General features: G+C 72.7%; 11 protein-coding genes and 1 pseudogene. 6 read left to right on the forward strand and 6 right to left on the reverse strand.

All coding sequences use genetic code 11. The annotated features are described in order from the left end of the window. Nucleotides 1-207: 207 nt before the first annotated feature. The 3 genes from panB (at nucleotide 208) to ABEA26_RS20230 (ending at nucleotide 3,184) form a co-directional block, all read left to right on the forward strand. The gene (gene panB, locus ABEA26_RS20220) at nucleotides 208-1,083 is read left to right on the forward strand and encodes a 3-methyl-2-oxobutanoate hydroxymethyltransferase (RefSeq protein WP_345594126.1); all 876 of its coding nucleotides are present in this window, start codon (nucleotides 208-210) and stop codon (nucleotides 1,081-1,083) included. A 215-nt stretch (nucleotides 1,084-1,298) separates the two neighbouring features. Further along, complete coding sequence (locus ABEA26_RS20225) at nucleotides 1,299-2,324, forward strand: ATP-binding cassette domain-containing protein (protein WP_345594128.1); 1,026 nt, start codon at nucleotides 1,299-1,301, stop codon at nucleotides 2,322-2,324. Further along, nucleotides 2,321-3,184 (forward strand): ABC transporter permease, encoded by an 864-nt coding sequence (locus tag ABEA26_RS20230; protein WP_345594130.1) that lies wholly within the window; start codon nucleotides 2,321-2,323, stop codon nucleotides 3,182-3,184. Before ABEA26_RS20225 ends, ABEA26_RS20230 begins: the two co-directional genes overlap by 4 nt. 35 nt (nucleotides 3,185-3,219) lie before the next feature. Here ABEA26_RS20230 and ABEA26_RS20235 read toward each other — a convergent pair whose 3' ends face one another. Continuing rightward, complete coding sequence (locus ABEA26_RS20235) at nucleotides 3,220-6,789, reverse strand: AfsR/SARP family transcriptional regulator (protein ID WP_345594132.1); 3,570 nt, start codon at nucleotides 6,787-6,789, stop codon at nucleotides 3,220-3,222. A 385-nt stretch (nucleotides 6,790-7,174) separates the two neighbouring features. Here ABEA26_RS20235 and ABEA26_RS20240 point away from each other — a divergent pair, with 385 nt between their 5' ends. Next, the gene (locus ABEA26_RS20240) at nucleotides 7,175-7,972 is read left to right on the forward strand and encodes a site-2 protease family protein (protein WP_345594134.1); all 798 of its coding nucleotides are present in this window, start codon (nucleotides 7,175-7,177) and stop codon (nucleotides 7,970-7,972) included. A gap of 6 nt (nucleotides 7,973-7,978) precedes the next feature. Here the strand turns inward: ABEA26_RS20240 and ABEA26_RS20245 are convergent, their stop codons facing one another. Next, nucleotides 7,979-8,170 carry a hypothetical protein gene (locus tag ABEA26_RS20245; RefSeq protein WP_279563676.1) on the reverse strand — a complete coding sequence of 64 codons (192 nt, stop codon included), beginning with the start codon at nucleotides 8,168-8,170 and terminating at the stop codon, nucleotides 7,979-7,981. A 92-nt stretch (nucleotides 8,171-8,262) separates the two neighbouring features. Then, the gene (npdG, locus tag ABEA26_RS20250; RefSeq protein ID WP_345594136.1) at nucleotides 8,263-8,970 is read right to left on the reverse strand and encodes an NADPH-dependent F420 reductase; all 708 of its coding nucleotides are present in this window, start codon (nucleotides 8,968-8,970) and stop codon (nucleotides 8,263-8,265) included. Nucleotides 8,971-9,231: 261 nt separating this feature from the next. Between npdG and ABEA26_RS20255 the strand changes: the two genes are divergently transcribed. Continuing rightward, nucleotides 9,232-9,834: a hypothetical protein gene (locus tag ABEA26_RS20255; protein ID WP_345594138.1), complete on the forward strand. Its 603-nt coding sequence runs from the start codon at nucleotides 9,232-9,234 to the stop codon at nucleotides 9,832-9,834. 19 nt (nucleotides 9,835-9,853) lie between these two features. Here the strand turns inward: ABEA26_RS20255 and ABEA26_RS20260 are convergent, their stop codons facing one another. Beyond that, entirely contained in the window at nucleotides 9,854-10,114 is a 261-nt protein-coding gene (locus ABEA26_RS20260; protein ID WP_345594140.1) for a hypothetical protein, read from the reverse strand. A 66-nt stretch (nucleotides 10,115-10,180) separates the two neighbouring features. Between ABEA26_RS20260 and map the strand changes: the two genes are divergently transcribed. Then, entirely contained in the window at nucleotides 10,181-11,038 is an 858-nt protein-coding gene (map, locus tag ABEA26_RS20265) for a type I methionyl aminopeptidase (protein ID WP_345594142.1), read from the forward strand. A gap of 117 nt (nucleotides 11,039-11,155) precedes the next feature. Here map and ABEA26_RS20270 read toward each other — a convergent pair whose 3' ends face one another. Together ABEA26_RS20270 and ABEA26_RS20275 are read right to left on the reverse strand one after the other, a co-directional pair. Then, nucleotides 11,156-13,360: a trypsin-like serine protease gene (locus tag ABEA26_RS20270; protein WP_345594144.1), complete on the reverse strand. Its 2,205-nt coding sequence runs from the start codon at nucleotides 13,358-13,360 to the stop codon at nucleotides 11,156-11,158. A gap of 13 nt (nucleotides 13,361-13,373) precedes the next feature. Next, nucleotides 13,374-13,778 (reverse strand): annotated as a pseudogene (locus ABEA26_RS20275) (hypothetical protein); the annotation flags it as partial.

A 13,778-nucleotide genomic window follows, 5' to 3' on the forward strand; every position in this document is an offset into this window, starting at 1 on the left:
CGTACGACACGTGGACGTACGGGTCGGCGTTCGGAGTTCCGAACAGCACCGACCCGGGCCACTCTGTGACACAACGGGCACATTCGCCCCGCTCGGGTGACACATGGCAGAGGGTCCCCTAGCCGCCGGGGCGCAGGAGGTGCCACCATGGAAGGGATCCGGGGACGCCGTCAGGGTGCCTCGAGATGACATGAAGGAGCCGTTGCCATGACGCAGCTTTCGGCTGCCCAGACGCCGCAGCGCACCCCCGGGGACGGGAGCAGGGCGCTGTACGGGGGCAAAAGCAACCGTCGCATCACCGTCCGGGACATCACCGCCGCCAAGGAGCGCGGCGAGAGGTGGCCCATGCTCACCGCGTACGACGCGATGACCGCGTCCGTCTTCGACGAGGCCGGCATCCCGGTCATGCTCGTCGGCGACTCCGCGGGCAACTGCCACCTCGGTTACGACACCACCGTGCCCGTCACGCTGGACGAGATGACGATGCTCTCGGCCGCGGTCGTACGGGGCACCAGCCGTGCCCTCATCGTCGGAGACCTGCCCTTCGGCTCCTACCAGGAGGGTCCGGTGCAGGCGCTGCGCTCGGCGACCCGGCTGGTGAAGGAGGCGGGCGTGGGGGCCGTGAAGCTGGAGGGCGGTGAGCGGTCGCACGAGCAGATCCGGCTGCTCGTCGAGTCCGGCATCCCGGTGATGGCGCACATCGGCCTCACCCCGCAGTCCGTCAACGCCATGGGCTACCGGGTGCAGGGTCGGGGCGAGGAGGCGGCCCAGCAGCTGCTGCGCGACGCCAAGGCCGTGCAGGACGCGGGTGCCTTCGCGGTCGTCCTGGAGCTGGTGCCGGCCGAGCTGGCCGCCGAGGTGACGCGGACGCTGCACATCCCGACGGTCGGCATCGGCGCGGGTCCGGACACGGACGCGCAGGTGCTGGTGTGGACCGACATGCTCGGGCTGACCGGCGGCCGGATGCCGAAGTTCGTCAAGCAGTACGCCGACCTGCGCCAGGTCATCGGCGACGCGGCGAAGGCGTACGCCGAGGACGTCGTCGGCGGAACGTTCCCGCAGGAGGAGCACTCCGTCCACTGAGCCATCCCGGTACGACACCGGCCCCGCCGATCTTCCCCCGTCGGCGGGGCCGGTGGTTTTTCGACACACATCGCTTCCTGTCGGTGGAACGTCGGTGGAACGTCGGTGGAATGCCGGTGGAACGTCGGTGGAATGCCGGTGGAATGCCGGTGGTGCCGGACGGCTGTCGGTGGGATGTCGGTCGTTTGTCGGTGGGGGCTGACAACGTCGTCGGCATGAAGCGAATCGACGACAACCCCCCGGCCGCGGGCAGCGCGGTCACCGTGCGGGGGCTGGTCAAGCACTACGGCGAGACCAAGGCACTGGACGGTGTCGACCTCGATGTGCGCGAGGGCACCGTGATGGGTGTGCTCGGGCCGAACGGGGCCGGCAAGACCACCCTCGTCCGCATCCTGTCCACCCTGATCACACCCGACGCCGGCCGGGCGCACGTCGCCGGCTACGACGTAGTACGGCAGCCGCGGCAGCTGCGGCGGGTGATAGGACTCACCGGGCAGTACGCGTCCGTGGACGAGAAGCTCCCCGGCTGGGAGAACCTCTACCTGATCGGCCGGCTGCTCGACCTGTCCCGCAAGGACTCGCGCGCACGGGCCGACGAGCTGCTGGAGCGGTTCTCGCTCACCGAGGCCGGCAAGCGGCCCGCGGCCACCTACTCGGGCGGCATGCGGCGGCGGCTGGACCTGGCGGCGTCCATGATCGGGCGCCCGGCCGTCCTCTACCTCGACGAGCCCACCACGGGCCTGGACCCGCGCACCCGCAACGAGGTGTGGGACGAGGTCAAGCGCATGGTCGGCGACGGCGTCACCGTGCTGCTCACCACCCAGTACATGGAGGAGGCCGAGCAGCTCGCCTCCGAACTGACCGTCGTCGACCGCGGCAAGGTCATCGCGAACGGCGGCATCGAGGCGCTGAAGGCCAAGGTCGGCGGGCGCACCCTGCGCGTCCGGCCGGCCGACCCGCTGCAACTGCGCCCGCTCGCCGCCTTCCTGGACGAGCTGGGCATCACCGGGCTCGCCAGTGCGACCGTGGACGCGGAGCGCGGCGCCGTCCTGGTGCCGATCCTCAGCGACGAGCAGCTGACCGCCGTGGTCGGCGCCGTCACCGCGCGCGGCATCACGATCGCCTCCATCACCACCGAACTGCCCAGCCTGGACGAGGTCTTCCTGTCCCTCACCGGCCACCGCGCCAGTGCCCCGCAGGACCCCGCGCCCGCCGACGCCCGCGAGGAGGTCGCCGTATGAGCGCCACCACCACCGACACCCCGGCCCCGGCCCCGGCCTCCACCGCGCCGGCTCCGGTCCCCGTGCCGCTGTCCGCGGACGCCCGGATCTCGCTGCGCGGGCATCTGCGGCACACCAGCGCGCTGGTCCGCCGCAACCTGCTGTGGATCCGGCAGGACCCGGAGTCGATGTTCGACGCCGTCCTGTTCCCGATCGTCTTCACGCTCCTGTTCGTGTACGTCTTCGGCGGCTCCATCGGGCAGTCGCTGGGCGGCGGGCAGCAGGCGTACGTGCAGTACGTCATCCCCGGTCTGATGGCCATGATGGGCATGAACATGGCCCAGGGGGTCGGCACCGGCTTCAACCAGGACTTCAACTCCGGTGTCATGGACCGCTTCCGGTCCCTGCCGATCGGGCGCGGCTCGGTGCTGTTCGCCAAGATCGCCGTCGAGCTGCTGCGGATGCTGTTCGCGACCGTGGTGCTGATGGTCGTCGCCCTGCTCGTCGGCTTCGACATCACCAACTGGGCCGGTCTGCTGGCCTCGGTCGGGCTGTCCGCGGTGTTCGGTTCGGCGCTGATGTGGGTGTTCATCACCCTCGGTGTGATCATGAAGAACGCCCAGTCCGTGCAGGCGATGGGCTTCCTGGTGCTGATGCCGCTCCAGTTCGGCTCGTCGATCTTCGCGCCGACCGACTCGATGCCGGGCTGGCTGCGGTCGTTCACCGACTACAACCCGCTCTCCGCCCTCGCGGACACCGCGCGCGGGCTGATGGTGGGCGGCCCCGTCACGCACGACCTGTGGGTGACGCTGGCCTGGTCGGCGGCCCTGACGGCGGTGATGGCGCCGGTCGCCATCCACAAGTTCCGTACGAAGAGCTGATCACGTCCGCGTCGGCCGAGCCACGTACGTACGCGTCAGACGAGGGCGACGGCCTCCTCCACGGTGAGACCGGCGCCCTCGGCGTACGCCGCTTCGTACGCCTCGGTGCCGAGCGCCGCACGGACCCGCTCGACGGCGCGGACCTGCGCGTTCCGCTCCAAGCCCGTCGCGATGTGGTGGGGCGGCAGCATCGCGTCGGCGGCGCCCATGCAGCGCGCGGCGTCCAGCGCCCGGCTCCCGCCGTCCACGCGGACCAGCGCCATCGCCGCGATGGTCAGGTACGCGGAGCGCATGTGCGGGGCGATGGCGGCGGACACCGGGTTCTCGGCCCGTTCCAGCGACACCCGGATCTTGGTCAGGCATTCCTCGTGCCGCTCCTCCAGCGTGGCGATCCAGCCCTCCGCGGCGAGGATGAACGCGTCGAAGACGACGAAGGTGGCGATGACGAACTCCTCGCGCAGCAGCCGCAGCTGCTCACGGGCCTCGGCGGTCCGGTCGGTCATGCCGAGCCACCCGGCGAGGAACAGCCGGGCGGCGGGCATCGCGGCGTTGTGGCCCGCCCCCGCCGACCGGTCGATCACCTCACGCAGGAGACGCTCGCCCTGCTCGGTGTCGCCCGCCTCCAGCAGCGCGCTGCCGAGGCGGGCGCCGAGGATGTCCACCTGAGCGTGTGCGCCGAGCCGTTCGGCGAGTTCCGCGGCGGCCCGGTAGTCGGCGGCGGCGAGCAGGTACTCGCCCTTGCGTTCCCGGGCCTCGGCGCGGGCGGAGAGGGCCTCTGCGGTACCCCAGGCGTCACCGAGGCGGCGGTAGATCTCCAGCGCCTCGTCGGCGTCGCGGGCCGCGTCGCCCGCCCAGTCGGTGCGGTTGGCGAGCGCGTTGGCGCGCATCTGCAGAGTGCCGGCCAGCTCCCACTCGTATCCCGGCGTCTCGCGGCAGGTGCGCACGGCGGCGTCCATGATCTCGCGCAGCCGCCGCACGTCGCCGGTGAGCATCACCGCGAAGAACCAGAGCAGGCCGGGACTGGCGCAGGTCTGCGGCATGCCGGGATCGTAGGTGTCGGCGATGACGCGCAGCTTCCGCTGGGCGTCCGGGGTCTGCCAGTTGTCCAGCTCCGTGTCCATGCAGGCGAGGTGGGCCAGGTGCACGCCGCGCCGGGCCTCGGCGAGGACCTCGCCGGTCATCGGCGGCGGGGCCGCCGTGCACCGCTCCCACACCGGCTCGGCACGGCGGACCGGCTCGGTGAAGGGGTCGGGGCCCAGGGTCATGACCGCGCTGAGCCAGCTCCGGGCCTCCACCCGCAGGTCGCGCATCTGCCAGTACCAGACGAGCGACAGCGACAGGCTCAGCGCCTCCTGCTCGTCGCGCGCCGCGACGGCGTGCCGCAGGGCGGTGCGCAGGTTCTCGTACTCGCGCTCCAGCCGCTCGATGGCGACGAGTTGCTCCGCGCCCCGCAGCAACGTGTCGGTGGTGCGGGCGACTTCGCGGTAGTGCGCCAGGTGCGCGCGCTCGGCCCCGGCGCGCCCGCCGGCCTCGTCGAGGCGTTCGCCGGCGTACTCGGCGACGGTCTCCAGGAGCCGGTAGCGCATGCCGTCACTTCCGGACGGTGCGGCCACGACCAGGGACTTGTCGACCAGGGAGCCGAGGGCCTCCAGGGCGGCGGGCCCGCACACCGCCTCGGCGGCGGCGAGGTCGCAGCCGCCCGCGAAGACGGACAGGCGCCCGAGGACGTCCCGTTCGACCTCGTCGAGCAGGTCCCAGGACCAGTCGACGACCGCGCGCAGCGTCTGCTGCCGGGGCAGGGCTGTGCGGCTGCCGGAGGTGAGCAGGCGGAAGCGGTCGTCGAGGCGGTCGGCTATCTGACGCGGGGTGAGCATGCGCAGCCGGGCGGCGGCCAGTTCGATGGCCAGCGGCAGACCGTCGAGGCGGCGGCAGATCTCCGCGCAGGCGGCCGCGGTCTCCTCGTCGGCGTCGGTGCGGAAACCGGGGCGGGCGGCGGCGCCCCGGTCGGCGAGCAGCCTGAGCGCGGCCGGCTCCGGCAACGGCTCCACCGGGCGCAGCACCTCCCCCGGTAGGCCGAGGGGTTCGCGGCTGGTGGCGAGGACGGTCAGGTTCGGGCAGCGGGCGAGCAGTTCCTCGGTGAGGCGGGCGGCGGCGTCGACGACGTGCTCGCAGTTGTCCAGGACGATCAGCATGCGGCGCCGGCCGCAGTGCTCGACGAGGCGCTCGACGGCGGTGGTCTGCGGGTCGGCGGTGGCCCGCCGGTCGGTGACGGCCCGCCGGTCGGTGACGGCCCGCATCTCCTCGGCGCCGGCGCCGTACAGCACGGTCTCGCGGGCGCCGACCGCGGTCAGCACGGCCTCCGGTACGGCGCCGGGGTCGTCGACGGGGGCGAGCTCGGCCAGCCACACACCCTCCCGCGCCGTGTCCCCGGCGCCTTCGGCGGCCTCCTGCGACAGCCGGGTCTTGCCGGCGCCGCCGGGCCCGAGGAGGGTGACGAGGCGCGTGCCGGCCAGGTCGGCGCGGAGGGCGTCAAGATCGGCGTCCCGGCCGACGAAGGAGGTGAGCCGGGCGCGGAGGTTGCCACGGGGGCGGGGCGACACGGCAGGGATGTCGGACGACGCGGGGTGTGGGGGGTTCGTGGGGTGTGGGTGGTGTGGGGGGTGGTTCGGAGGGTGTGGCGGGTGGTTCGGAGGGTGTGGGGGGTTCGCGGAGGCCGAGGAAGCCGGAGGTATCCGGGACGCGGGGGTCGCCGGGGACTCGGACGCCGCGCCGGCCTTCTGGGCCTCGGGCCGCACGGAGGTCACCGCCGCCGCAGAGGCCACGGAAGTCGCAGAGGGCGTCACGGGCGTCATGGGTGTCATGGGTGTCACGGGCATCGGGGGATTGAGCAGCGCCGCGTGCAGCGACCGCAGTTCGGGCCCGGGGTCGGTGCCGAGCCGGTCCGCGAGCAGTCTGCGTACGGCCTCGTAGGCGGCGAGCGCCTCGGCGGTGCGGCCGGTGTCGCGCAGGGCGCGCAGCCGCAGGGCCTGGAGGCGTTCGTCCAGGGGGTGCCCGTCGCACAGCGCGGTCAGCTCGGGCAGGGAGTGCTCGGCCTGCCCGAGGACCAGGGCGGCGGTGTGGCGGGCGCGCAGGGCGTCCAGGTGCCGGGTCTCCCAGCGGGCCGCCTCGGCGGTGCGGTCGGGCAGGTCGGCGAGGACAGGCCCGCGCCACAGGGCGAGGGCGTCGTCGAGCACGGCGGCCGCCTTGGCGGGGTCGCCGTCGGCCAGGGCACGGGTGCCCTCACCGACCAGCCGGTCGAAGAGGTGCAGGTCGACGTCGTCGGGGGCGGTGATGAGCCGGTAGCCGCCGTCGGCCGAGGCGACCGCGTCCGCGCCGAGCGTCCGGCGCAACCGCCCGACCAGCGCCTGCAACGCCCCCGGCGCGTCGGCGGGCGGGTCGCCGTCCCACACCTCCTCCACCAGCAGGCCCGCGGGCACTGCACGGCTGGGCCTGAGGGCGAGCACGGTCAGCAGCGCGCGCAGCCGCGCACCGCCGACCGGGACGACGGTGCCGTCGGGGCGGATTGCCTGGGTGGTGCCGAGGATGCGATAGCGCACGGGGTCCATTGTCCCCGCTGTCGTCCGGGCCGGTCACGGGGTTTTGGCGGCACGGCGTGTGGCGCCGGTGCCCGAGGCGGCCCCGCACCGCTGTCGGGGCACCGGCGGGACCGTGCCGGGACACCCACCGGAGTTCCCGGAGCCCTCGGCCCGCCCGTGGAACTTCCGCCCCTGACGCGGAACCTCCCGCCGCCCGCGAGACGTTTTCCCGGTGCGCCCGGTACGGTCGGGCAGTCCCACCGGCCCCGGTCCGATCCCGGTTCGCCCCCCCGATCCCGGTTCAGCCCCGATCCCGGTCCGATCCCCGTCGGGCCCGGGCCGATCCCCGTCGGGCCCGGGCCGATCCCGGCCCGGTCGCCCGGGTCCCATGTGTGTCCGACAGGCAGGAAGCCCCATGACCAGCGCCACCGCACGCCCCAGTGACCGGCGGATCAGTCCCGTGTTCCTCGGGATCGTCGCCGTCGCCGCGGTCACGGGCTGGGCCACCTGGACCGGGTTCGCCGAGCAGCCGGGCGTCGCCGTGTTCCTGTTCGTGACGGCCGCGTGGGTCGTGTCGCTGTGCCTGCACGAGTACGCGCACGCCCGCACCGCGCTGCACAGCGGCGACATCTCGGTCGGCGCGAAGGGCTACCTCACGCTGAACCCGGTCAAGTACACCCACGCCCTGCTGAGCATCGTGCTTCCGGTGCTGTTCGTGATCATGGGCGGGATCGGTCTGCCGGGCGGTGCGGTGTTCATCGAGCGCGGGCGGATCCGGGGCCGCTGGCGGCACAGCCTGATCTCGGCCGCCGGCCCGCTGACGAACGTCCTGTTCGCCGTGGTGTGCACGGCCCCGTTCTGGCTGGACGCGCTGGACGGCGTGCCGCGCGACTTCCGGATCGCGCTGGCCTTCCTGGCGCTGCTCCAGGTCACGGCCGCGATCCTGAACTTCCTGCCGGTGCCGGGCCTGGACGGCTACGGGGTGCTCGAGCCGTGGCTGTCGTACAACGTGCGGCGGCAGGTGGAGCCGCTCGCACCCTTCGGGCTGCTGATCGTCTTCGCGCTGCTGTGGATCCCGGCGCTCAACGGCGTGTTCTTCGACGCCATCGACGCGATCCTGAGCGGCCTCGGGATCAGCGAGATCGACACCTACTGCGGCTTCGAGCTGTACCGCTTCTGGCAGACGGACGAGCTGTGCTCGGTCGTCGGCTGACGCCGGTCAGCCCGTGACGGACGTGGCACGGCGGGCGTCCCGGCCGCGCTTGACGTAGTACCAGCACATGTTGGACGACACCCCCGACAGCAGCACCCACACGACGCCGATCAGCACGCTGCCCTGCACGAAGGAGACGACGGCGGCGGCCACGGCGAGTACGCAGACGGCCAGGGCGTAGAGGGCGAGACGGGGCATGGTGCGGGCTCCTGTCGGGGGACACGTGCGGGTACTGCGGCGAACACGGGCGGTACGGGTACCGCCGGCACCCACCAGTGTCCCCCATCGCCTCACACGTCGGTGACGCGGAGCCCGGCGTGTGCCTTGTAGCGGCGGTTGACGGAGATCAGGTTGGCGACGAGCGACTCGACCTGGTGGGCGTTGCGCAGCCGCCCGGCGAAGACGCCGCGCATACCGGGGATGCGCCCGGCGAGAGCCTGCACGATCTCCACGTCGGCCCGCTCCTCGCCCAGCACCATGACGTCGGTGTCGATCTCGTCGATCTCCGGGTCCTGGAGGAGGACGGCGGACAGGTGGTGGAAGGCGGCGGCGACCCGGCTGTCCGGCAGCAGGGCGGCGGCCTGCTCGGCGGCGCTGCCCTCCTCGGGCTTGAGCGCGTAGGCGCCCTTCTTGTCGAAGCCGAGCGGGTTGACGCAGTCGACGACGAGCTTGCCGGACAGTTCCTCGCGCAGGGACTCCAGGGTCTTGCCGTGGCCGTCCCACGGCACGGCGACGATCACGATGTCGCTGCGGCGGGCGGTCTCGGCGTTGTCGGCGCCCTCGACGCCGTGCCCGATCTCCTCGGCGGCGGCCTGGGCACGCTCGGCGGCGCGCGAGCCGACGATCACCTTCTGGCCGGCCTTGGCGAGGCGGTGGGCGAGGCCCTTGCCCTGGGGGCCGGTGCCGCCGAGCACGCCGACGACGAGCCCGGAGACGTCGGGCAGGTCCCAGGGGTCCTTGGCGGGGGCCTTCTGTGCAGCACTGTCGGTAGAGGTCATGGGCCGACCCTACGTCCGCCCCGGCCGCCGGGCGGGTCGAGGTCTCACCCAGTGCCGGACCGTCCCGGGGTCGTCCCCCGGGGGCTCCCGGGGGCTCCCGGGGGACGACCCCGGGACGCACGAAGGTCACGCCCCGGCCGTCACCGGCCGTCACCGGCGGTAGTCGGCCGTAGTCCCCGGCCGCCCCCAGTCGCCTCCGGCCGGGTGAATCCGGGGCGAACCCCGGGCCGCGCGGGCAGGGTTACGGCAGTATGCGGGCCCATGGACGCCGTACGGGTCGCGCTGTTGCGGGAAGTGCTCGCCGGGACCGAGTGGCTGGGGGCCACCCGAAGGTTCGCGGGTGCGCTGCGAGGGTCCGTGCTCCCGCACGGGGGCGGGCTGCTGCTGGTGGGCACCGCCGGGTACGAGCCCTGGCATCTGGCGGCGCACCTGGTGGACGAGGCCGCCTGGTCGGGGACGCCGGGACTGGCCCCCACCCTCGTACGGCACGACGCGTGCCCGTCGGACCCGGCGCATCTGGCGGTGGGCCTCGGACGGCTGGCGGCGGCCCGGCGCGGGGAGACGCTGCTGGTGGTGACGCCCGACGATCCCGGCGCCCCGCTCCTGGAACGGGTGCACGACGCCCGCCGGGCCGGCGCGACGGTGCTGGCGCTCGGCACCGGCGAGCGCGAGGTGACGGCCATGGCGCACGAGTCACTGAGCGTGCCGGACGGCGCCGAGCTGGATCTGGACACGGTGCAGCACCTGGTGAGCGCGGCGGCCGGGGAGAACGCGGTGCCCCCGCCGCGGGGCCGCCGCCGCTTCCGGGACCGCCTCTCCCGCCTGGCCGACCATCTGACGGCCCCGCCTCCGTCCCGCTGGTGACCGGACGCCGCCGCGGCCGTCAGTCCTCGTCCGCACGCCCCGTGGCGGAGGCGTCGTGCGGGTCGTGCGGGTCGTGCGGGTCGTGCCACCTGGGGTCGTTCTCCCATTCGAGGTTGCGCTCGCGGGCGGTATCCATCGCGTGCTCGGCCTCCGTGCGGGAGGCGTACGGCCCGAAGCGGTTCTTTCCCGGGCAGTCCGGGCCCTCCTCGACCTTCTGGTGTTCCAGGCAGTAGTACCACTCGCCCGGTTTTCCGACGGTGCGCTTCTTGAACAAGGCCATGACCGGCTCCTTCCGTCCCCCTGCCGGGGGCATGCTGTCGTGTGCCCGCTGGTTAGACTCGCTGACATGTCTGGCCAGTCGCTGCTCGTACCAGGGGTGCTGTCTCCCACCCGTTCCGTCCCCGGAAACATCCGCCGGCCCGAGTACGTGGGCAAACCCGCGCCGACTCCGTACACCGGACCGGAGGTGCAGACGCCCGAGACGATCGAGGCGATGCGCCGGGCCGGCCGGATCGCGGCGCGGGCGATGGAGGAGGCCGCGAAGATCATCGCGCCCGGTGTGACGACCGACGAGCTGGACCGGGTGGCACACACGTACATGTGCGACCACGGCGCCTATCCCTCGACGCTCGGCTATCGCGGTTTCCCCAAGTCCCTGTGCAGCTCGGTCAACGAGGTCGTCTGCCACGGCATCCCCGACTCCACGGTGCTGCGCGACGGCGACATCGTCAACCTCGACGTGACGGCGTACATCGGTGGTGTGCACGGCGACAACAACGCGACCTACCTCGTCGGTGACGTGGACGAGGAGAGCCGGCTGCTGGTCGAGCGCACCCGCGAGTCCCTGGCCCGCGCGATCAAGGCGGTCAGGCCGGGCCGGCAGATCAACATCATCGGCCGGGTGATCGAGTCGTACGCCAAGCGGTTCGGGTACGGGGTGGTGCGGGACTTCACCGGTCACGGGATCAACTCGTCGTTCCACTCGGGGTTGATCGTCCCGCACTACGACAGCCCGCACGCGACGACCGTCATCCAGCCCGGGATGACCTTCACCATCGAGCCGATGCTGACGCTCGGGACACACGAGTACGACATGTGGGACGACGGCTGGACGGTCGTGACGAAGGACCGCAAGCGGACGGCGCAGTTCGAGCACACTCTGGTGGTGACGGACACGGGAGCCGAGATCCTCACCCTTCCGTAGCCCCACCGGGCCCTCTTCCGCCCCGCCGCATGCGGGAGCCCTCGACGGCACGAGTGGCCATCGAGGGCTCCGCTTTTTCAACGTCTCCTCAACGGGGCGCTGCCCGTCGGGAGCTGTCTAGCGCGCGCTGTAGCCGAAGCGGGATCCGATGGACGGGAAGCCCCCGGTTCCGGGCTCGTAAGTGGTGACGGGACCGGTGGCGCCACCGACCGCGTTGGACATCGGCAGGGCGTGCAGGCCGCCCTGGGCGTTGGGGCCGTAGGGCATACCGGCGTAGAGCTTGGTGCCGGTGAGGTGGATGCTGCGGCCGAGGTTCTGGTTGGCACCCGGAGTACCGGGGATGCCGTCGCCGCCCGCCTCGAGCCAGTTGTCGTGTTCGCCTGGGGCGCCGAGCAGCGAGAACGTCTGGATGGCACCGGCCTTGGTGGCGGTACCGATGGTCTCGCCGGGGATGCCGACGGCGATCTTCAGGGTGGCGGCGGTGGCGACCTCGCGGGGGGCGGTGTTGACGGCGGTGAGACTCTCGCCCATGCGGTCGCCTGTTTCGGCGGTGCCGGTGACCGTGTCGTCGCTGGAGCCCTGCCACAGCGAGGCCTGCTGGTCCCAGGTGCCGTCGGCCTTGATGCGCACCACGACGACCTGGCCGACTTCCGCCCGCTGGGTGGCGCCGCCGTCCGCGGACAGCGCTTCACCCGGGGAGCCGATCGCGAGGATCGAGTCCGTGGCGCCGGTGACGGCGCCGGAGGGCCGGTAGGCGGTCAGGGCGAGGGCCGCACCGAAGGCGTCACCGGCCTCGGCACCACCGGAGAGGGTGTCGAGGTTCTGGTCGAGGCCGAACATCCGGGTCGGACTGTTGTCGGCGTTCAGCCTGTTCGGGTCGAACACCTCCACGAGGCCGGCTTCCTTGCCGCCGCCGATGGCCTCGCCCGGGACCCCGATGGCGAAGTGGTTGGCGTCGCCGGCCAGCGAGGAGCCGAAGCGGTCGCCCTCCTCCGGACTGCCCGAGACACCGGGCTTGTCCTGGTGAATGGTGACGTTGGTGCCGCCGTGTACGTAGTAGACGGAGCCGGCGTTCTTCACCGAGCCCAGTGCTTCACCGGGCGCGCCGATGCCGAGGTACGGCTCACCGGCGCGCGTGGTGCCGGCGACGACGGAGTGCCCCAGGCGGTCTCCGGCCTCGGGGATGGAGGGCTTCAGCGCCCCGGTGCCCGCGCCCTGCTCGAAGTGGGCGTTCTTCACCGATCCGCTACCCAGGCCGGCCGGCCCGCCGAAGAGGACTTCGACCATGCCGGCGTCCTTGGCGGTGCCGAGGTCTTCGCCGGGAATGCCGACGACCAGGTCGGTGTAGCCGTCCTCGTTGTAGTCGACGGTGGCGAGTTCCTCACCGAACCAGTCGCTCTTCTCGGCGACGCCCGGTACCCAGTCGAGGTCCTGGTTGATCTCGGCCGTGCCCTTGCCGCCGCCGTACGAGATCCGCACGACACCGGCGGTGGTCTCGCTGCCCACGGTGGCCGCCGGGTCGCCGATCGCGATGTCCTCGGCGCCGTCGCCGTCGAAGTCGGTGATCCGGTCGGCGCCCATCGCCGAGGTCACCCAGGGAGCCAGGTCGTCCACCCGGGCGATGACACCGGCGGTGCTGGTCTGTGCCTCGTCGGCACCGAAACAACCGCCCTGCGAGGACCGGGAGCTGAGGCCCACGAGCCGGCCGGCGTCGATCACCGGGCCGCCCGCGTCGCCCATGCACGCGGCCGAGTCCTTGCCGGTCACGTTCGCCGACACGGCGGCTGTGGAGTCGACGGTGTAGGTGCCGGTGTGCAGCTTCAGCGGCGACCACTCGGTCTTCGTACGGCCGTATCCGGCGAACGTCAGCTCCGCACCGGCCACGGGCGCGGCGCTCGCGAGGGCGATGGGCACGACGTCGGTGACGGGCCGGTTCAGCCGGGCGAGCACCACATCGCGGTCGGTACGCGGCACCAGCTCGACGACCCGGCGCTCGGCGCCCTGGGTGCTGGTCAGGTCGGTGCGGCCGATCACCGCGGTGGTCACCCTCTCCGGTACCCCGGCCGGCACGTCGAGGCTCGCGGCCGGGTCGCCGGCGAAGCAACTGGCCGCGGTCAGCAGCCACTCGGGGTCCACGAGTACGGCGGAGCAGCCGCGTTCGTGGTCGCCGAGGGTGAGTTCGGCGGTGTAGGTGTAGGTGGTGTCCGCCTCGCCGACCGGAGTGCCGGTGACGGCGGACGCGGGCACCGCGCACAACGCGAGAGCGCCGGCGGCCAGGACCGCTCCGAGCACGGCCGGGCGGAAACGTCTAGGGGGATGCATGGAAGCGGCTACCTTATTCATAGGCCACACAGGCTACTTGGTGCCCGGAACCCGGCCAGGACGTACTCCCGGCCATCGACGGACTCACCCACCCCGCCCGGGTTTCGGCGGGGATGTCGTACTCGATGCGGTCACCCTCGGCGGTCGTCCCGAGGTGGGCGTTGTCGGAGTTGTCGGTCCGCACTCCGTGCACCGAGGTGAACTCCCGGGCCAGGCAACCTTCCTCACCGGCACCCCTGAAGCACACGCCTTCCCGGTCGCGGGCGAGGAACCTCGGGAGGTTGCCGCCGCTCGCGCAGTCGGGGAACACCAGATGGCCGCCGTTGTGCTCGAAGTGGGCGACCTGTTGGGCCAGGACCTCGTCGGCCCAAGATGGTTGAAGTCCTCGACGGCAAACGGCCGTGGCCCTTTCCGGCCG

This window comes from Streptomyces marokkonensis, assembly GCF_039539045.1.
Classification (GTDB): Bacteria; Actinomycetota; Actinomycetes; order Streptomycetales; family Streptomycetaceae; genus Streptomyces; species Streptomyces marokkonensis.